The organism is Nocardioides exalbidus (genome assembly GCF_900105585.1).
Lineage (GTDB): Bacteria > Actinomycetota > Actinomycetes > Propionibacteriales > Nocardioidaceae > Nocardioides > Nocardioides exalbidus.
In genome coordinates this window covers 4,462,791-4,486,339 of the sequence record NZ_FNRT01000002.1, presented here as the reverse complement: position 1 = coordinate 4,486,339, position 23,549 = coordinate 4,462,791, and the positions used below count along the sequence as shown (strand labels likewise).

General features: G+C 72.2%; 27 protein-coding genes and 1 pseudogene. 19 read left to right on the top strand and 9 right to left on the bottom strand.

What is annotated here, in order from left to right:
* Genes BLV76_RS21790 through BLV76_RS21780 form a run of 3 tightly spaced genes read right to left on the bottom strand, consistent with a single transcriptional unit; the run spans position 1 to position 1,647 of the window.
* Complete coding sequence (locus tag BLV76_RS21790) at positions 1–405, bottom strand: hypothetical protein (RefSeq protein WP_090972098.1); 405 nt, start codon at positions 403–405, stop codon at positions 1–3.
* Complete coding sequence (locus BLV76_RS21785; RefSeq protein WP_090972096.1) at positions 402–992, bottom strand: TIGR03086 family metal-binding protein; 591 nt, start codon at positions 990–992, stop codon at positions 402–404. Before BLV76_RS21785 ends, BLV76_RS21790 begins: the two co-directional genes overlap by 4 nt.
* Positions 993–1,032: 40 nt before the next feature.
* Positions 1,033–1,647 (bottom strand): MerR family transcriptional regulator, encoded by a 615-nt coding sequence (locus BLV76_RS21780; protein ID WP_175539783.1) that lies wholly within the window; start codon positions 1,645–1,647, stop codon positions 1,033–1,035.
* A 76-nt stretch (positions 1,648–1,723) separates the two neighbouring features.
* Between BLV76_RS21780 and BLV76_RS21775 the strand changes: the two genes are divergently transcribed.
* Complete coding sequence (locus BLV76_RS21775; protein ID WP_090972093.1) at positions 1,724–2,122, top strand: hypothetical protein; 399 nt, start codon at positions 1,724–1,726, stop codon at positions 2,120–2,122.
* 19 nt (positions 2,123–2,141) lie between these two features.
* Here BLV76_RS21775 and BLV76_RS21770 read toward each other — a convergent pair whose 3' ends face one another.
* Positions 2,142–2,864: an IclR family transcriptional regulator gene (locus BLV76_RS21770; protein ID WP_090972091.1), complete on the bottom strand. Its 723-nt coding sequence runs from the start codon at positions 2,862–2,864 to the stop codon at positions 2,142–2,144.
* An 82-nt stretch (positions 2,865–2,946) separates the two neighbouring features.
* Here BLV76_RS21770 and leuC point away from each other — a divergent pair, with 82 nt between their 5' ends.
* The 3 genes from leuC to BLV76_RS21755 all read left to right on the top strand — a co-directional run bounded on the left by leuC (position 2,947) and on the right by BLV76_RS21755 (position 5,753).
* Complete coding sequence (gene leuC / locus BLV76_RS21765) at positions 2,947–4,353, top strand: 3-isopropylmalate dehydratase large subunit (protein WP_090972089.1); 1,407 nt, start codon at positions 2,947–2,949, stop codon at positions 4,351–4,353.
* Positions 4,354–4,356: 3 nt separating this feature from the next.
* Positions 4,357–4,956 (top strand): 3-isopropylmalate dehydratase small subunit, encoded by a 600-nt coding sequence (leuD, locus tag BLV76_RS21760; protein WP_090972087.1) that lies wholly within the window; start codon positions 4,357–4,359, stop codon positions 4,954–4,956.
* A 116-nt stretch (positions 4,957–5,072) separates the two neighbouring features.
* Positions 5,073–5,753: an HU family DNA-binding protein gene (locus tag BLV76_RS21755; RefSeq protein WP_090972085.1), complete on the top strand. Its 681-nt coding sequence runs from the start codon at positions 5,073–5,075 to the stop codon at positions 5,751–5,753.
* A gap of 48 nt (positions 5,754–5,801) precedes the next feature.
* On the opposite strand, the gene cofC is transcribed toward BLV76_RS21755, so the two are convergent.
* Positions 5,802–6,467, bottom strand: a complete 666-nt coding sequence (gene cofC, locus BLV76_RS21750; protein ID WP_217630420.1) for a 2-phospho-L-lactate guanylyltransferase — start codon at positions 6,465–6,467, stop codon at positions 5,802–5,804.
* 120 nt (positions 6,468–6,587) lie between these two features.
* On the opposite strand from cofC, the gene BLV76_RS21745 reads away from it, so the two are divergent.
* Together BLV76_RS21745 and BLV76_RS21740 are read left to right on the top strand one after the other, a co-directional pair.
* A complete protein-coding gene (locus BLV76_RS21745; protein WP_090972083.1) occupies positions 6,588–7,364 on the top strand; it encodes a lysophospholipid acyltransferase family protein in 777 nt (258 codons plus the stop codon).
* Positions 7,361–8,362 carry an NAD(P)H-dependent glycerol-3-phosphate dehydrogenase gene (locus BLV76_RS21740; protein ID WP_090972081.1) on the top strand — a complete coding sequence of 334 codons (1,002 nt, stop codon included), beginning with the start codon at positions 7,361–7,363 and terminating at the stop codon, positions 8,360–8,362. Before BLV76_RS21745 ends, BLV76_RS21740 begins: the two co-directional genes overlap by 4 nt.
* A gap of 101 nt (positions 8,363–8,463) precedes the next feature.
* On the opposite strand, the gene BLV76_RS21735 is transcribed toward BLV76_RS21740, so the two are convergent.
* Positions 8,464–9,537, bottom strand: a complete 1,074-nt coding sequence (locus BLV76_RS21735; RefSeq protein ID WP_090972079.1) for a trans-sulfuration enzyme family protein — start codon at positions 9,535–9,537, stop codon at positions 8,464–8,466.
* Positions 9,538–9,569: 32 nt separating this feature from the next.
* Here BLV76_RS21735 and BLV76_RS21730 point away from each other — a divergent pair.
* A pseudogene (locus BLV76_RS21730) lies at positions 9,570–10,592 on the top strand (D-alanine--D-alanine ligase family protein); the annotation flags it as partial.
* A 126-nt stretch (positions 10,593–10,718) separates the two neighbouring features.
* Here BLV76_RS21730 and BLV76_RS23500 read toward each other — a convergent pair.
* Positions 10,719–11,198, bottom strand: a complete 480-nt coding sequence (locus tag BLV76_RS23500) for a DUF3515 domain-containing protein (RefSeq protein ID WP_090972077.1) — start codon at positions 11,196–11,198, stop codon at positions 10,719–10,721.
* A 35-nt stretch (positions 11,199–11,233) separates the two neighbouring features.
* Positions 11,234–11,470: an Lrp/AsnC family transcriptional regulator gene (locus BLV76_RS21720; RefSeq protein ID WP_090972075.1), complete on the bottom strand. Its 237-nt coding sequence runs from the start codon at positions 11,468–11,470 to the stop codon at positions 11,234–11,236.
* Positions 11,471–11,587: 117 nt separating this feature from the next.
* Here BLV76_RS21720 and BLV76_RS21715 point away from each other — a divergent pair, with 117 nt between their 5' ends.
* Entirely contained in the window at positions 11,588–12,550 is a 963-nt protein-coding gene (locus BLV76_RS21715; protein ID WP_090972073.1) for a thiamine-phosphate kinase, read from the top strand.
* Positions 12,551–12,607: 57 nt separating this feature from the next.
* Here BLV76_RS21715 and rpmB read toward each other — a convergent pair whose 3' ends face one another.
* The gene (gene rpmB / locus BLV76_RS21710; protein WP_056602600.1) at positions 12,608–12,793 is read right to left on the bottom strand and encodes a 50S ribosomal protein L28; all 186 of its coding nucleotides are present in this window, start codon (positions 12,791–12,793) and stop codon (positions 12,608–12,610) included.
* 221 nt (positions 12,794–13,014) lie between these two features.
* Here rpmB and BLV76_RS21705 point away from each other — a divergent pair, with 221 nt between their 5' ends.
* From BLV76_RS21705 to BLV76_RS21655, 11 genes are all read left to right on the top strand, one after another.
* Positions 13,015–14,691 carry a DAK2 domain-containing protein gene (locus tag BLV76_RS21705; protein WP_090972071.1) on the top strand — a complete coding sequence of 559 codons (1,677 nt, stop codon included), beginning with the start codon at positions 13,015–13,017 and terminating at the stop codon, positions 14,689–14,691.
* 16 nt (positions 14,692–14,707) lie between these two features.
* Positions 14,708–16,915, top strand: coding sequence for an ATP-dependent DNA helicase RecG (locus BLV76_RS21700; protein ID WP_090972069.1), 2,208 nt, complete (start codon positions 14,708–14,710; stop codon positions 16,913–16,915).
* A gap of 10 nt (positions 16,916–16,925) precedes the next feature.
* Positions 16,926–17,495, top strand: a complete 570-nt coding sequence (gene rsmD / locus BLV76_RS21695; protein WP_090972067.1) for a 16S rRNA (guanine(966)-N(2))-methyltransferase RsmD — start codon at positions 16,926–16,928, stop codon at positions 17,493–17,495.
* 41 nt (positions 17,496–17,536) lie between these two features.
* Positions 17,537–18,022 carry a pantetheine-phosphate adenylyltransferase gene (gene coaD, locus BLV76_RS21690; protein ID WP_090972065.1) on the top strand — a complete coding sequence of 162 codons (486 nt, stop codon included), beginning with the start codon at positions 17,537–17,539 and terminating at the stop codon, positions 18,020–18,022.
* Positions 18,023–18,119: 97 nt separating this feature from the next.
* On the top strand, positions 18,120–18,683 hold the full coding sequence (locus BLV76_RS21685; RefSeq protein WP_090972063.1) for a YceD family protein: 564 nt from the start codon (positions 18,120–18,122) through the stop codon (positions 18,681–18,683).
* 49 nt (positions 18,684–18,732) lie between these two features.
* A complete protein-coding gene (gene rpmF / locus BLV76_RS21680; protein WP_090972061.1) occupies positions 18,733–18,918 on the top strand; it encodes a 50S ribosomal protein L32 in 186 nt (61 codons plus the stop codon).
* Positions 18,873–19,628: a ribonuclease III gene (gene rnc, locus BLV76_RS21675; protein ID WP_090972060.1), complete on the top strand. Its 756-nt coding sequence runs from the start codon at positions 18,873–18,875 to the stop codon at positions 19,626–19,628. The genes rpmF and rnc overlap by 46 nt, the downstream gene beginning before the upstream one ends.
* A gap of 15 nt (positions 19,629–19,643) precedes the next feature.
* Positions 19,644–20,510: a bifunctional DNA-formamidopyrimidine glycosylase/DNA-(apurinic or apyrimidinic site) lyase gene (gene mutM, locus BLV76_RS21670; protein WP_090972058.1), complete on the top strand. Its 867-nt coding sequence runs from the start codon at positions 19,644–19,646 to the stop codon at positions 20,508–20,510.
* Between the two features lie 109 nt (positions 20,511–20,619).
* On the top strand, positions 20,620–20,826 hold the full coding sequence (locus tag BLV76_RS21665) for a hypothetical protein (protein ID WP_090972056.1): 207 nt from the start codon (positions 20,620–20,622) through the stop codon (positions 20,824–20,826).
* A gap of 62 nt (positions 20,827–20,888) precedes the next feature.
* Positions 20,889–22,151 (top strand): MFS transporter, encoded by a 1,263-nt coding sequence (locus tag BLV76_RS21660; protein ID WP_090972054.1) that lies wholly within the window; start codon positions 20,889–20,891, stop codon positions 22,149–22,151.
* A gap of 20 nt (positions 22,152–22,171) precedes the next feature.
* Positions 22,172–23,533, top strand: a complete 1,362-nt coding sequence (locus BLV76_RS21655; protein WP_090972053.1) for an FAD-binding oxidoreductase — start codon at positions 22,172–22,174, stop codon at positions 23,531–23,533.
* The last annotated feature ends 16 nt before the right edge of the window (positions 23,534–23,549 follow it).

Below are 23,549 nucleotides of genomic sequence, written 5' to 3'. Positions count from 1 at the left end.
TCAGCGACCGCGACCCATCACGCCGCCGATGCCCGACGCCACGACGGCGGGTCCTGCGACGAGTCCGAAGATGAAGGGCACGACGTCGCGGCTCTGCTGCAGCAAGGTGGTGTAGGAGTAGTCGCTCGTGTTGCGCAGCCACGGCGGGACCAGCCACCAGCCGAGCGCGATGCCGGCGGCGATGACCAGCCACCAGAGCGCGGACGTCAGCGCTCCCTGGCTGATGCCGTCGAGCAGGCCACCGGCGAAGCCGATGAGGGCGAGACCCGCGAAGGCGATGAGGCCGGCGCCGATGTTGGCGTCGTTGCTCGTCCGGCTCATCGCCGGGACGGCCACCTCGGTGTAGAGGATCAGCGCCAGCCCGATGACGGCGAGGCGCAGCAGGATGGAGAGGACCGCCTTCATCGGCCCTCCTTCGACCACTGCGGGTCGCGACCCGAGCGGGCGAGCACGCGCTCGAAGGGGCTGGCGTCGTCGGTGACGCCGACCGCGGGGGCGAAGAGGCCGGGCGTGCCCGACTCCTCGAAGCCGCCGACGAAGGCCATGCAGGCCTCGGCGGTCGCGTCGTCGCAGTCGTAGGGCTGGCCCGTCGCCCGCGCCAGGTCCCAGCCGTGGAGGACGATCTCGTCGAGGGCGACCAGGCCACCGACCTGACCGGGCAGGTCGACGCCGCCGGCGCGGGTCATCCCGTCCCACGCGGCGGGGTTCCGCCATGCCCGGGTCATCGCCGGGACCTGTGTCGCCAGCGCGTCGCGCCACCCGGGCTCGGGGTCCGGCCAGCCGCTGTCGTCGGGGTTCGTGTCGGTGAGCGGCCCGAAGTCCTTGTCGGCAGCGGCCCGGAACGCGAGCGTCAGCCCGACGAGGTGCGCGACGAGCTGGCCGACCGTGCGGCCCTCGCAGGGCGTGGGTCCACCCAGCTGGTCGTCGGTGACGTGCGCGGCCACCGCCACCAGCCGTTCTCCTGCGGGTCCGAGGTCCACGAGATCGCTCATGGCGCAACTGTGCCCGACAAACGACGGCGGTGAGAAGGAATCAGCTGTCTAGGGTCTCGCTGGACACCACCTCCGCCAGCATCCGGCGGATGCTCGCGATCACCGGTTCGTAGAGCAGGGTGCCGACCACGACCCGCTCGACGGCCCGCGTGCGGTCCTCGGTGGGGATCCGCGACACGTCGAGCTCGACGAGTGGCCGGAGGGAGTCGGCGTAGGTGTCGAGGAGCTCGTCGGTCGCGGGGAAGTCGAGTCGCGCGAGGGTGTCGAGCTGGCCCGCGAGGCGTGCCCGGAGCGGGCCCCCGTCGGCGAGGTGCCACCCCTGCCGCGCGACGAGGCCGTCGACCATCTCGAGCGCCTCCCGGGATGGGGCCGCCTCCGGCTCGGGGGAGAGCAGCCACTGGGCGGTGCCGAAGCTCTCGTGCAGCGGGACCGAGACGTCGTCGACCGCCCCCAGCACGCGCCGCACGTCCTCGAGCGAGAGGCCCGCGACCTCGGTCAGCGCGCGGACGAGGGCGAGGCGGCGCACGTGCGAGTCGTCGTACGACGCCCAGGTGCTGCTCTCGGTCGCGCCGGGCGCCAGCAGCCCGAGGCGGAGGTAGTACTTGATCGTCGCGGTGGGGAGGCCGCTGGTGCGGGACAGCTCGGCGAGGCGCATGCGGACATCTTGACACATCGGATAGTTCAGGTGTCCCATATTGGATAGCAACGCTATCCAGCAATCGGAGGTCATCATGTCTGCTGAGTCCCAGGCCCTCGCCGGGATCCTGCTGCTCTCGCTCGTCACCGTCGAGACGGGCGGCCTCTACCTGATGCGGCTCTGGCGCAGGCCCGGCACGGCGACGGCGTTCCAGATCGGCTTCGCGCGCGCCGGGCACGCCCACGCCGCGGTCCTGCTGCTGCTCGGGCTCGCGATCCAGCCCTACGCCGACGCCGCCGACCTGGACGGCGCGATCGGATGGCTCGCCCGCACCGGCGCCCCGGCCGCGGCGATCCTCATGCCGGCGGGGTTCTTCTTCTCCTCGATGGGCGAGGGGCGCGAGAGGCCCAACGGGCTCGTCGCGCTGGTGTTCGCCGGCGCGACCGTGCTCGCCCTCGGCCTCACCTGCCTCGGGCTCGGCCTGCTGCTCTGAGCCGGTCGTGGGGCGGCGGCTACTCCGACGCGGCGCGCCGCAGCGACTCGGAGAGCCGGTCGGCGGCGGCGAGGACGGCGGGTGCGTGCATCCGGCCGGGCTGGCGCGAGAGGCGCTCGAGGGGACCGGAGACCGAGACCGCCGCGATGACCTTGCCACCGGGGGAGCGGACGGGCGCGGAGACCGACGCGACGCCCTGCTCGCGCTCGCCGACCGACTGCGACCAGCCGCGGCGGCGGATGCCGGACAGGGCGGTGGCGGAGAAGGCGGCGTTCTGCAGGCCGCGGTGCATCCGCTCAGGGTCCTCCCAGGCGAGCAGGATCTGCGCGGCGGACCCGGCGTTCATGGTGAGCTGCGAGCCGACGGGGATCGTGTCGCGCAGGCCGGAGGGGCGCTCGGCTGCGGCGACGCAGACGCGGTGCTCGCCCTGGCGGCGCCAGAGCTGGGCCGACTCGCCGGTGATGTCGCGCAGGCGGGCCAGGACCGGGCCGGCGGCCGCGAGGAGGCGATCCTCGCCGGCGGCGGCCGAGAGCTCGGCCAGCCGCGGGCCGAGGACGAAGCGGCCCTGCATGTCGCGGGCGACGAGGCGGTGGTGCTCCAGGGCGACGGCGAGGCGGTGGGCGGTGGGTCGGGCCAGCCCGGTGCCGGCGACGAGACCGGCCAGCGTGGCCGGTCCGGCCTCGAGCGCTGCGAGCACGAGCGCGGCCTTGTCGAGAACGCCGACGCCAGATCCGTTGTCCATATGCCGATATTGTCATCTCAGGGAGTGGGATGCAAGATGTAGCGTCGCCCCACCGCACGTTGAAGTCGAAGGAGTTTGTGTCATGGGCAAGACCCTGTCCGAGAAAGTCTGGGACGAGCACGTCGTCCGCAGTGCCGCCGGAGAGCCCGACCTCCTCTTCATCGACCTCCACCTCCTCCACGAGGTGACCTCGCCGCAGGCCTTCGACGGCCTGCGCCTGGCCAACCGCACCGTGCGCCGACCCGACCTGACGCTCGCGACCGAGGACCACAACGTCCCCACCATCGACTGGGACAAGCCGATCGCCGACCCCGTCAGCCGCACCCAGGTGGAGACGCTCCGCAAGAACGCCGCCGACTTCGGCGTCCGGCTGCACCCGCTCGGCGACATCGAGCAGGGCATCGTGCATGTCGTCGGGCCGCAGCTCGGCCTGACCCAGCCTGGCATGACGATCGTGTGCGGCGACTCGCACACCTCCACGCACGGCGCGTTCGGCGCGATCGCCTTCGGCATCGGCACCTCCGAGGTCGAGCACGTGCTCGCCACGCAGACGCTGACGCAGGCGAAGCCCAAGACGATGGCCGTCACCATCAATGGCAGCCTGCCCGAGGGCGTCACGGCCAAGGACATGGTGCTCACCCTGATCACGCACACCGGCACCGGTGGCGGTCAGGGCTACATCGTGGAGTACCGCGGTCAGGCCATCGAGGAGCTCTCGATGGAGGGCCGGATGACGGTGTGCAACATGTCGATCGAGTGGGGCGCCAAGGCCGGCCTGATCGCCCCCGACCAGACAACCTTCGACTACATCGAGGGCAAGCCCGAGGCGCCGAAGGGCGACGACTGGGACGCCGCCGTCGCGCACTGGAGGACGCTGCGCACCGACGACGACGCGGTCTTCGACAAGGAGATCGAGCTCGACGCCGCGACGATGACGCCGTTCGTCACGTGGGGCACCAACCCCGGCCAGGGTGCGCCGCTCGGTGCCAGCGTCCCGAGCCCCGACGACTTCGACGAGCCCAACGACAAGATCGCCACCGAGAAGGCCCTGCAGTACATGGGCCTCGAGGCCGGCACGCCGCTGCGGGAGGTCAAGGTCGACACGGTCTTCGTCGGCTCCTGCACCAACGGGCGCATCGAGGACCTCCGCCTGGCCGCGTCGATCCTCGACGGGCGCCACGTCGCCGACGACACCCGCCTGCTCGTCGTGCCCGGCTCGGTGCGCGTACGGCTGCAGGCCGAGGCCGAGGGGCTCGACAAGGTGTTCATCGCCTCGGGCGCCGAGTGGCGCGGCGCGGGCTGCTCGATGTGCCTGGGCATGAACCCGGACCAGCTGGCTCCCGGCGAGCGCAGCGCGTCGACGTCCAACCGCAACTTCGAGGGCCGCCAGGGCAAGGGCGGGCGCACGCACCTCGTCTCCGTCCCCGTCGCAGCCGCGACCGCGATCCGCGGCACCCTCTCCAGCCCGGCCGACCTGCAGGAGGTCTGACCCATGGACAAGTTCACGACCCACACCGGTCTCGGCGTCCCGCTCAAGCGCAGCAACGTCGACACCGACCAGATCATCCCGGCGGTCTACCTCAAGCGCGTGACCCGCACCGGCTTCGAGGACGGCCTGTTCGCAGCCTGGCGCAACGACCCGGACTTCGTGCTCAACGATCCGACCTACGCGGCCGGCACGGTGCTGGTCGCCGGTCCCGACTTCGGCACCGGCAGCTCGCGCGAGCACGCCGTGTGGGCGCTGCAGAACTACGGCTTCAAGGTCGTCATCTCCTCGCGCTTCGCCGACATCTTCCGCGGCAACTCCGGCAAGGCCGGGCTGGTCGCGGCGCAGGTCGACGAGAAGGTCGTGCAGCGCCTGTGGGACTGGATGGAGGACCACCCGGGCGGCGAGATCACCGTCGACCTGGAGAGCCGCACCGTCCGTGCCGGCGTGGGCGAGGACGCCGTCGAGGACTCCTTCGACATCGACGACTACACCCGCTGGCGGCTGCTGGAGGGACTCGACGACATCGGGATCACCCTCGGCCACGACGCCGACATCACGGCCTTCGAGGCCGCGCGGCCGAGCTGGAAGCCAGTCACTGCTTGAAAAAACCCCTGCAAATAAGGGCGATGGTGATTGTCCTCACCCTTCCTTGTGCCTAGCGTGCGACGGAAGGGTCGAGCACGAGCTCGGCTTCCAGAGGTTCATTGGAAGGGAAGCTAGTGAACAAGACAGAGCTCATCGACGCGCTCGCCGCGCGTTACGAGGGGAACCGCAAGCAGGCGGCGCACGCGCTCGAGTCGGTGCTCGACACGATCACGCGCGAGGTCGCGAAGGGCGAGAAGGTCGCGATCACGGGCTTCGGCTCCTTCGAGAAGGCCGTGCGCAACGCGCGCTGGGTCCGCAACCCGCAGACGGGTGAGCGGATCAAGTCGAAGAAGAAGTCCGTGCCGAAGTTCTCCGCCGGCAAGGAGCTCAAGGACGTCATCTCGGGTGCGAAGAAGCTTCCCAAGCTGACGGCCGCCAACATGCCGAAGCCGCCCGCCGGTGTGCGCGCTGCGGCTGCGGCCGTGACCGGCGCTGCCTCCTCGACCGCCAAGAAGGCACCGGCCAAGTCGGCGGCGCCGGCGAAGAAGGCTGCTCCTGCCAAGACCGCCGCCGCCAAGAAGGCGACGCCGGCCAAGAAGGCCTCGGCCAAGAAGGCTGCTCCCGCCACCACGGCTGCCAAGAAGGCGCCGGCCAAGAAGGCTGCTCCCGCCAAGACCGCCGCCGCCAAGAAGGCGACGCCGGCCAAGAAGACCGCGGCGAAGACCACCGCGGCCAAGAAGGCGCCGGCCAAGACCGCCGCCAAGAAGGCTCCCGCGAAGAAGGCCCCGGCCAAGAAGACCGCGAAGAAGTCCTGACACAGCACCAGCACTGAAGGCGGGCCGTCCCATCGGGACGGCCCGCCTTCAGCGTGTCAGGTGGGCACTCGCCTGCGCGGTGTGTGGGCCGACGCCGGCCGCCAGGGCCGCGTCGAGGTCGTCGAGGTCGTCGACGTCGCGACGCACGCTCGTCGCTGCGACACCGACCTCGACGGCACCGCCGCCGGAGTGCCGGGCCGCCGAGTCGACGCCGAACGCCGGTGAGAAGCGGGCGGCAGGAGCGGCGTACAACGTCGTGCCGCTGCCCGCGTGGTCGCGCACGAACACCTCGTGGCCCAGGCCCACCTCGCCCACGACCTCGGCCAGGACCGACGCGAGCTCGACCGGTCGCAGCCCGGGCAGGTCGGCGCACAGCGCCACGGGCACGGCGCCCGGCCAGCGTCGTACGACCTCTGCGGCGCCCTGCACCAGCGTCGCGTTGAGGTCCTCGCTGGTGCCGTCGGGCATCACCTCGGCACCGAAGGCGCGCATCGTCGCCGCCAGCCGGAAGTCGTCGGTCACGACGAGCACGGCCTCGACGCCGGGCGTCGACACCGCCGCCTGCACGGTGTCGAGCGCGAACGCCTCGGCGAGCGCGCGCCGGGCCTCGTCGTCGAGGGGTTCGTCGGCCGAGAGCCGGGACTTGCCGAACGCCGGGGGCTTGACGGGTACGACGACCACGCATCGCAGCGGCTCAGGGGTCTGGGACGTCACCGCAGAATCCTGCCACCGGCGAGGTGCGCGGCGGTGTGCCGGTCGCCGGCGTGGGACCGAGTAGCCTGCTCGCGACGCAGCGAGCGTCACACACGACCGCGGGAAGAGGGAGGGCGCTGGGTGCGCGTCAGGAAGCTGGAGCGGAAGCGCGGCTGGGCCTTCACCGTCGCGGCGAGCATCCTGAAGCCGACCTTGCTGTCCGCGACCTCGCGCACGTGGATCGACGGCGAGAAGATCCCGGCCACCGGCGGCTGCATCGTCGCGATCAACCACATCTCCCACGTCGACCCACTGCTGTCGGCTCACTTCGTCTACGACCACGGCCGGCTGCCGCGCTACCTCGCGAAGTCCGGCCTGTTCACCAACAAGTACCTCGGCGGGTTCCTCACGTCCGCAGGACAGATCCCGGTCGAGCGGTTGAGCCGCAACGCCGTCGGTGCCTACGACGCGGCGGTGCGCGCGATCCACGACGGCGAGTGCATCGTGATCTATCCCGAGGGCACGCTGACGCGCGAGCCCGACCTGTGGCCGATGAAGGGCAAGACCGGCGCCGCCCGGATCGCCCTGGCCACCGGCTGCCCGGTCATCCCGGTCGGACAGTGGGGTGCGCAGGAGGTGCTGCCGCCCTACACGAAGACCCCGCACCTGCTGCCGCGCAAGCACGTCGTGATGAAGGCGGGCGACCCGGTCGACCTCGCCGACCTCGTCGCGGCCCCGCAGTCCGCCGAGGTCACCGCCGAGGCGACCGAGCGGATCATGGCGGCGATCACCTCGCTCGTCGAGGACGTGCGCGGTGGCACCGCCCCCGCCGAACGGTTCGACCCGCGCCAGCTCGGCCTGCGCGAGACCGGCAACCCCCACGAGGACCAGACGAAGAAGAGGAAGGGCAGCCGATGACGAAGGTCGCCGTGTTCAGTGCCGGGTCGTGGGGCACCGCGTTCTCGCTCGTGCTCGCCGACGCCGGCAACGACGTCTCCCTCTGGGCGCGCCGCGACGACGTGGTCGAGGCGATCAACGACCGGCGGGAGAACACCGACTACCTGCCCGGCATCGAGCTGCCCCCGACGATCAGTGCGTCGACCGACGCCGAGCAGGTCGCCGCCGACGCCGACGTCGTCGTCCTCACCGTCCCGTCGCAGAGCCTGCGGGAGAACCTCACCGCGTGGGCGCCGATCATCCCCGAGAAGGCCACCATGGTCTCGCTGATGAAGGGCGTCGAGCTCGGCTCGCTGATGCGGATGAGCGAGGTGATCCAGGAGGTCACCGACGCCTCGGCCGACCGCATCGCCGTCATCAGCGGCCCCAACCTCGCGCGCGAGATCGCGCGGCGCGAGCCCGCCGCCTCCGTCGTCGCGTGCACCGACGAGGACCGTGCCAAGCAGCTCCAGGCGATCACCCACGGCCCGTCGTTCCGGCCCTACACGTCCGTCGACGTGCTCGGCTGCGAGATCGGCGGCGCCTACAAGAACGTCGTCGGCCTCGCCGTCGGCATGGCGGTCGGCCTCGGCTTCGGCGACAACACCACGGCGTCCGTGATCACCCGCGGCCTCGCCGAGACCGCCCGCCTCGCCATGGCGCAGGGCGCCAACCCGCTCACCCTGATGGGCCTCGCCGGGCTCGGCGACCTCGTCGCCACCTGCTCCTCGCCGCTCTCGCGCAACCGCACCTTCGGCGAGCGCCTCGGCCAGGGCATGACGACCGAGGAGATCTACGCCTCGACCCGGCAGGTCGCCGAGGGTGCCAAGTCCTGCAAGTCGCTCCTCGCCCTCGCCGAGCGCGAGGGGGTCGACGCCCCCATCGCCCAGGCCGTCGACGCCGTCGTCGACGGCAAGATGACCGCCCTCGACATGGTCAACTCCTTCATCGCCCGCGACACGAAGGCCGAGACGGACTAGGTCGAGGCGCGAGATCTGGTCCGTCCGACGGCCTCCGCACGCGACGTCATGAGAATTCCCGGTCCGAACCGGGGATTCTCATGACGTCCCGGTCGGCGAGGTCAGCCGACACACCCGTCCAGGGCGGTCCTCAGGTCCTCCCAGAGGTCGTCGACGTCCTCGATGCCGACCGAGAGCCGCACGAGGCCCTCGGGGATCGTCGCCGCCTCGGCCTTCCAGCGCCGTCGGCGCTCGAGGCTCGACTCGACACCGCCGAGCGAGGTCGCGTGGATCCACAACCGGGTCTTGCGGCTGAGCAGGTCGGCGGCCACCTCGCCCTGGGCGAGCACGATGCTCACGATGCCGCCGAAGCCGGGGTAGCGCACCTCCGACAGCGCGGGGTGCTCGGCGAGGCGGCGTACGAGCTCCTGGGCGTTGGCCTGCGAGCGCTCGACGCGCAGGTGGAGGGTGCGCAGGCCGCGCAGCGTCAGCCAGGCCTCGAACGGCCCGGGGATCGCGCCCAGCAGGTCGCGGCGGCCCTTGAGCACGCCGAGGAGGTCGTCGTCGCGGGTGACGATCGCGCCCATCTGCACGTCGGAGTGGCCGGCGAGGTACTTCGTCGCGGAGTGCACGACGATGTCGACGCCGTCCTCGAGCGGACGCTGGAGCAGGGGAGTGGCGAAGGTGTTGTCGACGACGACGTAGGCACCGGCCTCGTGGGCGGCGGCCGTGATCGTGGCGATGTCGGCCACCTCGAGCGCCGGGTTGGTCGGCGACTCGAGCCACACCAGTGCGGCGTCCGCGCAGGCCGCGACGACGGCGTCGGTGTCGGTGATGTCGACGAGCAGGGCCTTCAGCCGTCCGCGGGCCTCGAGGTCGGCGAGCTGCATGACGGTGCCGGTGTAGGCGTGCCTCGGTACGACGACCGTGCCGTCGGCGCCGACCAGGTCGAGCACCGTCGCGACGGCCGCGAGGCCGGAGGCGAAGGTGAGGCAACGACCGCCCTCGAGCTGCCCGAGCGCGTCCTCGAGGGCCGTCCAGGTCGGGTTGCCGTAGCGGCCGTACTCCACGTCCCCGCCGGCGACGTAGGTCGCGGCCATCGTGATCGGCGTGTTGAGCGGGGCGTCGGGCACCTTGTCCGGGCGTCCGGCCGTCACGGCGATCGTGCTGGGCCTGAGCGGAGAGTCTGCAGCCATGGGCGCCAGCGTAGGTGGATAGGGTCGTGCCGATGAACGAGACCTCTGCCGACAAGACGCCCGACGAGCCCGGGCGCAAGCCCCGAGTCGCCGTCGTGTTCGGCGGCCGGTCCTCCGAGCACGGCATCTCCTGCGTGACGGCGGGCAGCGTGCTCGCCGCGATCGACCGCGACGCCTACGACGTCGTGCCGGTCGGGATCGCCACCGACGGCCGCTGGGTCCTCGAGGCCGACGAGCCGTCGCGGCTCGCGATCCGGGGGAGCGAGCTGCCGGTGGTCGACGCCGACCGCTCGCCGGTGGCCCTGATGGGCGCCACCACCGGGACCGACCTCGTGGTCACCGAGCCGTCCAGCGTCCCGTCGGTGATCGGCGAGGTCGACGTGGTGTTCCCGTTGCTCCACGGCCCCTGGGGCGAGGACGGCACCCTGCAGGGGATGCTCGAGATGGCGGCCGTGCGCTACGTCGGCTCCGGCGTGCTCGCCTCGGCGATCGGCATGGACAAGGCCTACATGAAGGTCGTGCTCCAGGCCGCCGGGCTCCCGGTGACCCCCGGCATCGTCGTCACCCGCAGCGAGCTGGCGCAGGACCCGGTCGGCGTACGCACGCGCGTCGAGGACCTCGGTTTCCCCTCCTTCGTGAAGCCGGCCCGGGCCGGATCGAGCATGGGCATCAGCAAGGTCCACGACGCCTCGGAGATCACCGAGGCGCTCGAGGAGGCCTTCCGCCACGACCCGAAGGTGCTCGTCGAGCAGTCGATGGAGGGCGCGCGCGAGGTCGAGTGCGGCGTGCTCGGCACGATCGAGGGACCGGCGGAGACCTCGCGTCCCGGCGAGGTCCGCACCGGCGGCGACCACGAGTTCTACGACTTCGAGGCGAAGTACCTCGCCGACCAGCACACCGAGATCGACATCCCCGCCGACCTGCCGGCCGGGACCGAGCAGGAGCTCCGCGCGATGGCGGTGCGCGCGTTCGAGGCGCTCTCCTGCGAGGGCCTGGCGCGCGTCGACTTCTTCGTCATGCCCGACGGGGCGCTCGTGATCAACGAGCTCAACACGATGCCGGGCTTCACCCCGACGTCGATGTACCCCAGATGTGGGCGGCGTCCGGGATGTCGTACCCCCAGCTCGTCGACCGGCTGCTGCAGCTCGCGCTCCACCGCGACACCGGCCTGCGCTGAGTCCTCAGAGGCAGGACAGCCCCTCGCCGAGGTGCTCCTTCAGCACCGGCGCGAGCTCGGCGAGGGCGCGGTCGATGCCCTCGGCGCGGTAGTCGGACGGCACGTCCACCTCGACGTAGGGCGCGAGGCTGAGCGCCACCGGCGTCGCGTCCTCGCCCTGGTCGGTGAGCTGGTCGTCCGGCACCCACCACCCGACGCCCTTGATGATGTTGCACTCGGCCGTCTCCTCGTAGTCCGACGGCAGCGGCACGCCGCAGGTGAGGACGTACGCCGGATCGCCCCACGCCGCGCCGAGCGCGTCCGCGGGCTCGACGTCCACGCGGTCCTGGCCGGCGAGCGTGCCGGGCAGGTCGGCGACGAGGGCCTCGCACGTCGCGCGGTCGGCGGGGGAGAGGTCGGGGTCGTCGACCTCGATGGGCCCGCCCCCGCTGCAGGCGGTCAGGAGCGCACACGCGAGCACGGACGCGACGACGCCCCGGCCCATGGGTGGACCGGGGCGTCGCCGTCGGGGCACGTGGCTCAGATGTGGACGACCGGGCAGGTCAGCGTCCGGGTGATGCCGTCGAGGTTCTGGACCTTCGAGACGACGAGCTTGCCGAGCTCGTCGACGTTCTTGGCCTCCGCGCGCACGATCACGTCGTAGGGACCGGTGACGTCCTCGGCGAGCGTGACGCCGTTGACCTGGGCGATCTCGCGGGCTACCTCGGCGGCCTTGCCGACGTCGGTCTGGATCAGGATGTAGGCCTGGACGACCATCGTGGACTCCTCGGTCTCGTTCAGCGGGTGTGACCGGCCAAACCTACCGCGCGACGCGTCGGTGCCGACAGGGGCCGGGTGACAGTGGTCACCGGCCCGGTCTGGTGGGATGGGGACATGGCCCTCGACCCGGACGCAACCCTCGGTGAGGCCGGCGAGTTCGGCCTCATCTCGCAGCTCGTCGCCCAGTTCGGCGAGGCTCTCGCCGACGACGAGCACGTGCTCGTCGGGCCCGGTGACGACGCCGCCGTGCTGCGCATCAGGCACGGCCACGTCGTGGTCTCCACCGACATGGTCGTCGAGGGCCGCCACTTCCGCCGTGACTGGGCCAGCGCCGAGGACGTGGGCCACCGCGCGGCCGCGCAGAACCTCTCCGACATCAACGCCATGGGCGGCACCGCCCGCCACCTGACCATCGGCCTGGCCGCGCCCGCCGACCTCCCCGTGCAGTGGGCGCTCGACTTCGCCCGCGGTTTTGCCGCGGAGTGCGCCACCGTCGGGGCCACGGTCGTCGGGGGCGACACCACCCGCGCCGACGAGATCGTCATCGCGGTGACGGTCCTGGGCCAGTGCACCGTCTCGCCCGTCCTCCGCTCGGGCGCCCGTCCCGGCGACGTGCTCGCCCTCACCGGTCGCCAGGGCTGGGCGGCCGGAGGACTCGCCGTCCTCGGGCGCGGGTTCCGCTCCCCGCGGGTGCTGGTCGAGGCCTACCGCCGGCCGGAGCCGCCGTACGCCGCCGGCAAGGAGGCCGCCGAGGCCGGGGCGACCTCCCTCATCGACGTCTCCGACGGCCTCCTCGCCGAGGCCGCGCACCTCGCGGAGGCCAGCGGCGTCGCGATCGACGTGCGCACCGGCGCCTTCGAGGTCCCGGAGCCGCTCGTGGCGGTGGGCGCGGCGCTCGGCGCCGACCCGATGCAGTTCATCCTGGCCGGCGGCGACGACCACGCGCTCCTCGCGACCTTCCCCGACACCGGGTCCGTGCCCGCCGGGTGGCAGGTCGTCGGCGACGTCCGCGAGGGCGAGGGCGTCACCGTCGACGGGGGCGCGTACGACGGCCCCACCGGCTGGACCCACTTCTGACACGACGAAGCCCCCGCCACATCAGTGACGGGGGCGACGACAGGAAGTCTGGTCAGGTCAGCGGGAGACCTTGCCGGCCTTGAGGCAGCCGGTGCAGACGTTGAGGCGCTTGGGCGTGCCGTTGACGGTCGCCCGGACGCGCTGGATGTTGGGGTTGAAGCGACGCTTCGTGATCTTGCGCGACCAGGGACGGTTGTTTCCGAAGCCCGGCTTCTTGGCGCAGATGTCGCAGACGGCAGCCACCGTGCACTCCGATCCGTTCGAGGTTGATGTGTCAGGGAGCCCTCACCGCAGGAAGCGGCAGAAGGCAACCGCGCAAGAGTAGCCGAGGTCCGGCGCAGGCATGAAATCGCAGTCCGGTCGCACCCTCCTACTACCCTGTGGCGCGCACCACAGTTCATCCCACGACCCCTTCGACCACACCCTCGACCACACCCTCGACCAACCCGGAGCACACCGACTCGATGGAGCCAGTCACCCACGGCATCACGCTCGACGGCGTCGCCCGGTTCGTCGACATCGCGACCGACGCGCTGTCCTCGGCGCGCGAGGAGATCGACGCCCTGAACGTCTATCCCGTGCCCGACGGTGACACCGGCACCAACATGTTCCTCACCGTCTCGGCTGCCCGCGACGAGCTCCGCGCCGCCCGCGCGGCCGACCCCGACCTCACGCTCGACGAGGGGATGGCACTGCTCGCCCGCGCCGCGCTGATGGGGGCGCGGGGCAACTCCGGGGTGATCCTCAGCCAGATGCTCCGCGCCTACGTCACCCACCTCGCGGGTGCGGACGGCCAGGACCCGCGCGCCCGGACGATCGCCGTCGCGATGTCCTCGGCCACCGACGCCAGCTATGCCGCGGTCGGCACCCCGGTCGAGGGGACGATCCTCACGGTCGCCCGCGCAGCGTCCGACGCCGCCCTCGCCGCCTCCCAGCACGACGGCGCCCGGGCCCGCGACGTCTTCTCGGCCGCGGCCGCGGCTGCGCGCACCGCCCTCGCCCGTACGCCGGACCAGCTCCCCGTGCTGGCCCAGGCCGGCGTCGTCGACGCCGGGGGCCGCGGGCTCACGATCGTGCTCGACGCCGTCGAGACCACCGCGACGGGCCGCCGTCCGACGCCGTGGACCGCACCGATCGGCACCCACCACATCCCCGTCTCCCCACTCGTCTCGGCCCACGCCGGCGGCGCGGGGGAGGGCGACCACCTCACCGAGGACGGTCCCGGCTACGAGGTGATGTTCCTGCTCGACGCCGCCGACGAGGCGATCGCCCCGCTGCGCGCGACGCTCACTGCCCTCGGCGACAGCCTCGTCGTGGTGGGCGGAGACGGGCTGTGGAACGTCCACGTCCACGTCGACGACGTCGGCGCCGCGATCGAGGCGGGCATCACGGCCGGGCGCCCGCACCGGATCCGGGTCACCCACTTCGCCGAGCAGGTCGCCACCCGCCACTCGCCGTCGGGCCGCGCCTCGACGCGCACGGGCCGCCGGGTCGTCGCCGTCGCGGCAGGCCCCGGGCTGGTCGAGCTGTTCGAGTCCGCAGGTGCCGTCGTCGTCACCGGCGGTCCGGGGCAACGCCCGTCGACGGGCCAGCTGCTCGAGGCGATCACGGCCTGCGGCGCCGCGGAGGTCGTCGTGCTCCCCAACGACGGCGACTCGGTCCGTGCGGCCGAGATCGCGGCGCGCACCGCCGAGGCCGAGCTCGAGGTCCACGTCGAGGTGATCCCGACGGCCGCCCAGGTGCAGGGACTCGCGGCGATCTCGGTCCACGAGCCCGGCCGTGCCTTCGACGCCGACGTCCGCGAGATGACCGCGACCGCGCGCCACGCACGCCACGGTGCCGTCACGATCGCGGCCCGGCAGGCGATCACGATGGCCGGGCCGTGCGAGCCCGGCGACGCGCTCGGCGTCATCGCGGGCGACTTCGCGGTGGTCGGCTCCGACCTCGAGACGGTGGCGACCGAGGTCCTCGAGCGACTGCTCGCCGGTGGTGGCGAGCTCGTCACGATCGTGTCCGGCGAGGGTGGCGTCGAGCTCGCCGAGGTGGTCGCCGCCCACGTCGAGGACCGGCATCCCACGGTCGACGTGGCCGTCCACGACGGGGGGCAACCGCGCTACCCGCTGCTCGTCAGCGTCGAGTGATCGGCAGGATTGGACCATGGTCGCGATCACCCCGGAGAGCCCGATCGGTGCGGTCTTCGGCAACCACCACAAGAAGCGCAAGCTCGCCGAGGAGGGCCTGGGCCTGGCGACCGTCGGTGACCTCCTGCGCCACTTCCCCCGCCGCTACGTCGCCGCGACCGAGCTGTCCGAGGTCGCCAGGCCGGTCGTCGGGGAGCAGCTGACGATCGTCGGCGAGGTCCGCTCCTGCGAGAGCGCGTCCTTCTTCTCCGGCAACCGCCGCCAGTTCCGTACGACGGTGCGGCTGCGCACCGACGGACCCGACTTCTCCGTGACCATGTTCAGCCCCTACCAGGGCCAGGCCGACCGCCACGAGGCGGAGTTCCGGCCCGGCAGCCGGGCGGTCTTCACCGGCAAGGCCAAGCTGTTCCGGCAGATCTGGCAGCTCGAGCAGCCGCACGGGTTCGCCCTCGACGGCCCGGAGGCCGCCACCCTCAGCAACCTGCTGCCGGTCTACCCGCTGACCGCGAAGCTCTACACGTGGGACCTGCAGAAGGTCGTCTCGGCCGCGCTCGACCTCGTGACCGGCGTCCCCGACGTCTTCACCCCCGAGCTGCGCGAGCGCTTCGACCTGCTCACGGTCATGCAGGCGCTGCGCTGGATCCACGCACCCGACGACTGGAGCCAGCTCGGGGCGGCGCAGAAGCGGTTCCGCTTCGAGGAGGCGCTCGTGCTCCAGCTCGTGCTGGCCCGGCGGCGGGCCGTGCACCGAGCGCAGGGCGCCCAGTCGCGCGCCGGCCGCGCCGACGGCGTGCTCGCGGCCTTCGACGCGCGCCTGCCGTTCGAGCTGACCGACGGCCAGCGCGAGATCGGCGGCCTGGTCGCCGAGGAGCTCTCGCGCGACCACCCGATGAACCGGCTGCTGCAGGGTGAGGTCGGGTCCGGCAAGACCCTCGTCGCGCTGCGCGCGATGCTCCAGGTCGTCGACGCAGGTGGGCAGGCGGCGCTGCTCGCCCCCACCGAGGTGCTGGCGCAGCAGCACCTCCGCTCGATCACCGCGATGCTCGGCGACCTCGCCCAGGGCGGGATGCTCGGTGGTGCCGCCGAGGCGACGACCGTCGTGCTGCTCACCGGGTCGATGGGGAGGGCGGCGCGGCAGGAGGCGATGCTCAAGATCGTCACGGGCGAGGCCGGCATCGTCATCGGCACCCACGCGATCCTCGAGGACCGCGTCGAGTTCGCCGACCTCGGGCTGGTCGTCGTCGACGAGCAGCACCGCTTCGGCGTGGAGCAGCGCGCCGCCCTCACCGACAAGGCCGGCACCCCGCCCCACGTCCTGGTCATGACGGCGACGCCCATCCCGCGCACGGTCGCGATGACCGTCTTCGGCGACCTCGAGACGTCCGTCCTCGCCGAGCTCCCCGCCGGTCGGGCCCCGATCCAGACCAACGTCGTCCCCCTCGCCGACCAGCCGGCGTGGATCGACCGGGTCTGGCAGCGGGTGCGCGAGGAGGTCGCGAAGGGGCACCAGGCCTACATCGTGTGCCCGCGGATCTCGGGCGACAACGGCGAGGAGGGCGAGACCGACCAGCTCGACCTCGACGAGGACGGCAAGGAGATCGCCCCGAAGCGGTCGCTCGCCGCGGTCGAGGAGGTCCACGCCGAGCTGGCGGCCGGGCCGCTCGCCGGCCTCCGCACGGCGATCCTGCACGGCAGGCTGGCGCCCGACGAGAAGGACCGGACGATGCGGGCGTTCGCCGCCGGTGAGGTCGACGTGCTCGTCTCGACGACCGTCATCGAGGTCGGCGTCGACGTCCACAACGCCACCGCGATGGTGCTCCTCGACGCCGACCGGTTCGGCGTGTCCCAGCTGCACCAGCTGCGCGGACGCGTCGGACGTGGCGGCCTGCCGGGCCTGTGCCTGCTGGTCTCGCACGCCGAGATCGGCTCGCCCGCCCGCGACCGCCTCGACGCCGTCGCTGCCACCACCGACGGCTTCGAGCTGAGCCGCGTCGACCTCGAGCAGCGTCGCGAGGGCGACGTCCTCGGGTCCCACCAGTCGGGCTTCAAGTCCAGCCTCGTCTCGCTCCGGGTGCTGCGCGACGAGAAGACCATCGACCGTGCCCGGGAGGCGGCGGAGGCGCTACTCTCCGAGGACCCTGGGCTCGAGCAGGCGCCCGCACTCGCCGACGCAGTGGCCGACGTGGAGCGTTCTGCGGCGTCAGGGTTCATGGAGAAGGGCTGACCACGGGGACATGACGCGCATCATCGGGGGATCGGCGGGCGGCCGCCGGCTGGAGACGCCGCGCGGCCAGACGACGCGACCCACCAGCGACCGCGTCCGCGAGGCGCTCTTCTCGGCGATCGAGTCGCGCACCGGCTCGCTCGACGGGCTGCGCTTCCTCGACCTCTACGCCGGCTCCGGCGCGGTCGGCCTCGAGGCCTGGTCCCGCGGCGCGGGCGTCGTCACGCTCGTCGAGCAGGACCGGCGTACGGCCTCCCTCATCACCCGCAACGCCGCCACCCTCGGCTTCTCCCGCGCCAGGGTCGTCGCCACGACCGTCTCGACGTTCCTCGCAGCGCAGCCCGCCGCCCCCTACGACGTGGTCTTCCTCGACCCGCCCTACCCCACGACCGACGCGGAGGTCGACGCCGACCTGGTCGCGCTGGTGGCGCACGGCTGGCTCGTCCCGGGCGCCATCGTCGTCGTCGAGCGCGCCGCCAAGCGCACCGTCGTCACCTGGCCGGAGGGCATCGAGGAGGAGCGCATCAAGCGCTACGGCGAGACCGCGCTTTGGTACGGTCACGCCACCCCGGCAGCCTGACTCCAGCCTCGCTGCCACGGGCCCGACAGGAGGGAGCGCGCGTGCGTCGCGCAGTCTGCCCCGGGTCGTTCGACCCGGTGACCAACGGCCACCTCGACATCGTCGGGCGGGCGGCCGGGCTCTTCGACGAGGTCGTCGTCGCGATCGGTGTCAACGCCTCCAAGAACCGGCTCTTCAGCCCCGACGAGCGCATCGCGATGCTCGAGGAGGCCACGGCCGACCTCGGCAACGTCCGGGTCGCCGGCTTCGAGGGGCTCATCGTCGACTTCTGCCGCGAGATCGACGCGGTCGCGATCGTCAAGGGCCTGCGCGGCTCCGGCGACTACGAGTACGAGCTCCCGATGGCCCAGATGAACTCCCACCTCACCGGCGTCGAGACGGTCTTCCTCCCCGGTGCCGTGGGCAACGCCTTCGTGTCGTCCAGCCTGGTCAAGGAAGTCGCCGCGCTCGGTGGCGACGTGCGCGGGCTGCTCCCCGAGGCGGTCCACGAGCATCTCGTACGCCGCCTCGCGGAGCGGCGCTCCTGACCCGGCGGCAGTCCCACGTGCCACTCGTTTTGCCCCCGTGCCCGCGCGGCGGATACGATTCCGAGGTTGTGTTGGTGTCCAGAAGCAGGAGTTCGACGTGAGCAGCCTGGACCCGAGGGCGCCGCTCGTGCTTGACACTCGCGAGCTCGGCCGCCGCCCGGGGTCCCAGCGTGAGCTCGAGCTCTCGGTTCCGGCGCCAGCAGAACTTGGTATCGAAGTCCTCTCTGTCCCCGAAGGATCGCCGGTCGAGCTCGACCTGCGGCTGGAGGCGGTCATGGAGGGCGTGCTGCTCACGGGCACGGCCACGGCCGCGCTCGCGGGGGAGTGCGTACGGTGCCTGGAGCCGATCGAGGACGAGGTCCACGTGACGCTGCAGGAGCTCTACGTCTACCCCGACCAGCACGACAAGGCCGCGGAGCACGACGACCACGACCTCGACGACGAGACCAGCCGGCTCGAGGACGACCTGATCGACCTCGAGCCCCTGCTGCGGGATGCGGTGGTGCTCGCACTGCCCTTCCAGCCGCTGTGCATGGATGATTGCCCCGGGTTGTGCATCGAGTGCGGTGCGCGGCTCGCGGATGATCCGGACCACGCACACGAAGCGCCGATCGACCCGCGCTGGGCAGGACTCCAGCAGCTGCAGGACCCCACAGACTGACCACCTCGCCGGGAGACCCCGGTGGAGCAACGAGCAACAGGAGACAACCATGGCTGTTCCGAAGCGGAAGATGTCGCGCAGCAACACGCGTCACCGCCGTTCGCAGTGGAAGGCCGTCGCGCCGACCCTCGCGACGTGCGCCAACCCCGCCTGCGGCGCCAAGCACCTCCCGCACCGTGCGTGCGGCCAGTGCGGCCAGTACGGCGCGCGCGCCGACCGTCGCCAGGTCCTCTGAGTCCCCTGACCACCGACGAGCTCCGCTCGGCGCTCGGTGATCCGGTCCTGGATCCCGAGCTGCTCGAGCGCGCCCTGACCCACCGTTCGTTCGCCTACGAGAACGGACAGATCCCGACCAACGAGCGCCTGGAGTTCCTCGGAGACTCCGTGCTCGGGGTCGTGGTCACCGAGACGCTCTACCGCACCCACCCGGACTTCTCCGAGGGCCGGCTGGCCAAGCTCCGCGCGGCCGTCGTCAACGCTCGCGCGCTGGCCGACGTGGCGCGCGAGATCGAGCTCGGCCAGCACATCATGCTGGGCCGCGGCGAGGAGACCACCGGCGGTCGCGACAAGGCCTCGATCCTCTCCGACACCGTCGAGGCGGTGATCGGCGCCATCCACCTCAGCGGTGGCATGGAGGAGGCCGCCAAGGTCGTCCACCGGCTCTTCGACCCGGTGATGGAGGCCGCGGCCTCGATGGGCGCCGGCCTCGACTGGAAGACCTCCCTCCAGGAGCTCTCCGCCGACCTCGGCCTCGGCGTCCCCGAATACCTCATCGAGGACGACGGGCCCGACCACATGAAGACCTTCGTCGCCCGCGTCCGCGTCGGCGAGCAGGTCCTCGGCAACGGCACCGGCCGTTCCAAGAAGGAGGCCGAGCAGGGCGCCGCGGAGACCGCCTACCGCGAGATCGAGGCGGCCCACGCCTCGAGCACCTCCGACTCCTGAGCCCCGGAGCACCCCGTGCCCGAGCTCCCCGAGGTCGAGGTCGTCCGCGCCGGCCTCGAGCGCCACGTCGTCGGCAGCACCATCGCCGCCGTGGAGGTGCTGCACCCGCGCCCCGTGCGCCGTGACCACCGCGGCTCCACCGGGTTCGTCGCCGCCCTCACCGGCCAGCGCATCAGCGCCGTGCGCCGACGCGGCAAGTACTTCTGGCTCGCCCTGGCCAACGGCGACGCCCTGCTCGGCCACCTCGGCATGAGCGGCCAGATGCTCCTTTACGAGCCCGGCGCACCCGACGAGCGCCACCTGCGGGTGCGCTTCACGCTGGCCACGCCCGACGGACGCGCGCTCGAGATGCGCTTCGTCGACCAGCGGATGTTCGGCGGCCTCGCCGTCTCGGAGGGCGGTGCCGACCTCCCCACCGAGATCGTGCACATCGCCCGCGACCCGATCGACCCGCTGTTCGACGACGAGGAGTTCGTGCGCCGCGCCCGTCGTCGTACGTCCGGCATCAAGCGGCTGCTCCTCGACCAGGGGCTGATCTCCGGCGTCGGCAACATCTATGCCGACGAGTCGCTGTGGCGCGCCCGGCTGCACGGCGAGCGACCGGGGGACCGGCTCACCGGGCCCGTGCTCCGCGAGCTGCTCGGCCACGTCCGCGACGTGATGGGCGAGGCGCTCGCGCAGGGCGGCACGTCGTTCGACGCGCTCTACGTCAACGTCAACGGGGAGTCCGGCTACTTCGACCGCTCCCTCGACGCCTACGGGCAGGAGGGCGAGCCGTGCCGACGCTGCGGCACGCCGATCCGGCGGGTGGCGTTCATGAACCGTTCGTCCTACTTCTGCCCACGCTGCCAGCGCCCGCCGCGCGTCGTGAAGCAGCATTGACCCCCGGACCCACCCTCGGATTGACCCGTCGCGACCGCGGTGGGACTCTTGTAGACGGCCGCCTCGCGGTCACCGCCCCTCCTCTGAGATGCTCATCGAAAGGCGCCCCATGGCGAAGGCTCTGATGGGTCATGTGACCAACGAGCTGCGTACGACCCCCGCGATGTCGGTGGAGAACCGGCGACTGCGTCGCCGCGTCGAGGACCTCGAGTCGATGGTCCTCCGCCTCCAGGCCGACAACGACCGCCTCGAGGCGGCCGCCCGGGAGATGGCGCGCGAGACCGCTCGCGCCGCCCAGGACCTGCAGCCCGCCTGACCCGGTCCCGACCGGTTAATGATGTGCGACCGCGACGGCCGCGCACGTAGGCTCACGACCTTGTGAGCAGGATCGTCGAGACCGTCTTCCCGGCCCGTCTCGGCCGTGGCTTCCGCTGGCTCGTCGGGTCGTCGTGGGTGACCAACCTCGGCGACGGCATGATGATCGCGGCAGGCCCGCTGCTCGTGGCCTCGCAGACCCGCAACCCGGTGCTCGTCTCGGGAGCGATGCTGGCCCTGACCCTGCCGTGGCTGATGTTCGGGCTCTTCGCCGGGGCGCTCGCCGACCGGCTCGACCGGCGGCGCGTGATCATGACCGCCAACGCCGTGCGCGGACTCGTGCTCGCGGGCCTGTCCGTCGTGATCGTCACCGGGCACGTCAACATCGCGATCGTCCTCGTCGGCATGGTCGCCCTCGGCACCGCCGAGACCTTCGTCGACGCGACCTCCGGCACGCTCACGCCGATGCTCGTCGACAAGCGCGACCTCGGCATCGCCAACTCACGCCTCATGGCCGGCATGATCACCGGCAACCAGCTCGTCGGCCCCGCGATCGGCGCCCTGCTCTTCGCGGCCGGGATGGCCCTGCCGTTCATGGTGACGGTCGTCTGCATCGCCCTCGGCATCGTGCTCGTGTCGCGGATCGGCACGCCGCCGGGCGCGGTCCGCGAGGACGTCGACACCCACATCCGCAAGGACATCGCGGAGGGCGTGCGCTGGCTGATGGGCAACCCGCCGGTGCGCACGCTCGCCTTCATCATCGTCGTCTTCAACGTGACGTGGGCTGCTCCCTGGGCGGTGCTGGTGCTCTGGGCCCTGGAGCGGGTGGGGATCGGCGAGGCCGGTTTCGGCCTGCTGACGACGGCGTCGGCGCTGGGCGGGCTGGTGGGCACCTTCGCCTACGGCTGGCTGGAGAAGAAGGTGCCGCTCGCGTCGCTGATGCGCGCGGTGCTGCTCGCCGAGGTGCTCTTCCACCTCGCGATGGCGCTCACCACCACGCCGTGGACGGCGTACCCCCTCATGTTCTTCTTCGGCGCCTACGCCTTCGTCTGGGGCACGCTCTCGATGGCCGTGCGCCAGCGCGCGGTGCCGCGGGAGTTGCAGGGGCGTGTCGGCTCGGTCTACATGATCTGCGTCCAGGGTGGGGTGCTCGTGGGCTCGCTGCTCGGCGGCGTGATCGCGCACTACTGGGGCCTCACGGCACCGTGGTGGTTCGCGTTCGTCGGCGCCGGGGTGACGCTGGCGCTGGTGTGGCGCTCCCTCGGCCACATCGCGCACGCCGACGCCGACGCGGGCGCCGGCACGGACGCAGTGCCTGCCTCCTAGCGGGATGGTTCGATGGGCGGATGGAAGCGCTCGCTGAGCTCGTCGAGTCCCTGCCCGCCGGCGTGGTCGCCACCGACCCGGCCACCGTCGCCACCTACCGCTTCGACTGGTCGAAGGACACCGGCGCCGGCACGCCGGTGGCCGTGGTCCGGGCCGAGGACGCCGGCCAGGTGCAGACCGCGGTCCGGTGGGCCGCGCGGCACCGGGTGCCCGTCGTCCCGCGGGGCGCGGGCTCGGGGCTGTCGGGCGGCGCCAGTGCGGTCGACGGCGGGATCGTGCTCAGCCTCGAGCGGATGCGGGCGATCGAGATCGACGCCGACTGCCAGGTCGCCGTGGTCGAGCCGGGCGCCCTCAACGCCGAGGTGAAGGCCGCGTCGAGGCAGCACGGCCTCTGGTACCCGCCCGACCCGTCGTCCTTCGAGATCTGCTCGATCGGCGGCAACGTCGCGACCAACGCCGGCGGCCTGTGCTGCGTGAAGTACGGCGTCACCACCGACTACGTGCTCGGCCTCGACGTCGTGCTCGCCGACGGCACGCTCGTCACCCTCGGCGGCAAGCGCATCAAGGACGTCGCCGGGCTCTCGCTGCTCAAGCTCTTCGTCGGGTCCGAGGGCACGCTCGGCATCGTCACGAGGGCGATCCTGCGGCTGGTCCCGGTGCCGCTCCCGCCCGCGACCCTGGTCGCCTCCTTCGGCTCGGTGGTCGACGCGGCGCGGGCCGTGGTCGACGTACGACGCACGCTGCGGCCGTCGATGATGGAGCTGATGGACCGGGCGTCGATCAACGCGGTCGAGGACTTCTCGCCGCGCGGGCTCGATCGCGCCGCAGGTGCCCTGCTGGTCGTGCAGTCCGACGCGCCGGGTGACGCGCGGGTCGCGGAGATCGCCGTGGTGGAGGCGGCCTGCCTGGCGGCGGGTGCGTCCGAGGTCGTCGTGACCGACGACCCGGCTGAGGGGGAGATGTTCGTCGAGGCACGGCGGATGGCCTTCCCCGCCGTCGAGGCGCGCGGGGCGCTGCTGCTGGAGGACGTGGGCGCTCCGGTCCCGCTGCTGCCGGACCTGCTCGCCGCGGTCGCAGCCATCGCGGTCGAGCACGACGTCGAGATCCCCACCGTCGCCCACGCCGGCGACGGCAACACCCATCCGATCATCGTCTACGACGCCGCGGACCCCGACTCCGAGCGGCGGGCGCGACTGGCCTTCGACGACATCCTGCGCGCGGCGATCCGGCTCGGCGGGACGATCACCGGCGAGCACGGCGTCGGCCGGACGAAGAAGGGCGCGCTGCCCGAGCAGCTCGGCGAGGACGTGATGGCGCTGAGCCGCCGGGTCAAGGACGCGCTCGACCCGGCCGGGATCCTCAACCCGGGTGCCGTCCTGTGAACCCCGGAGGCTTGGC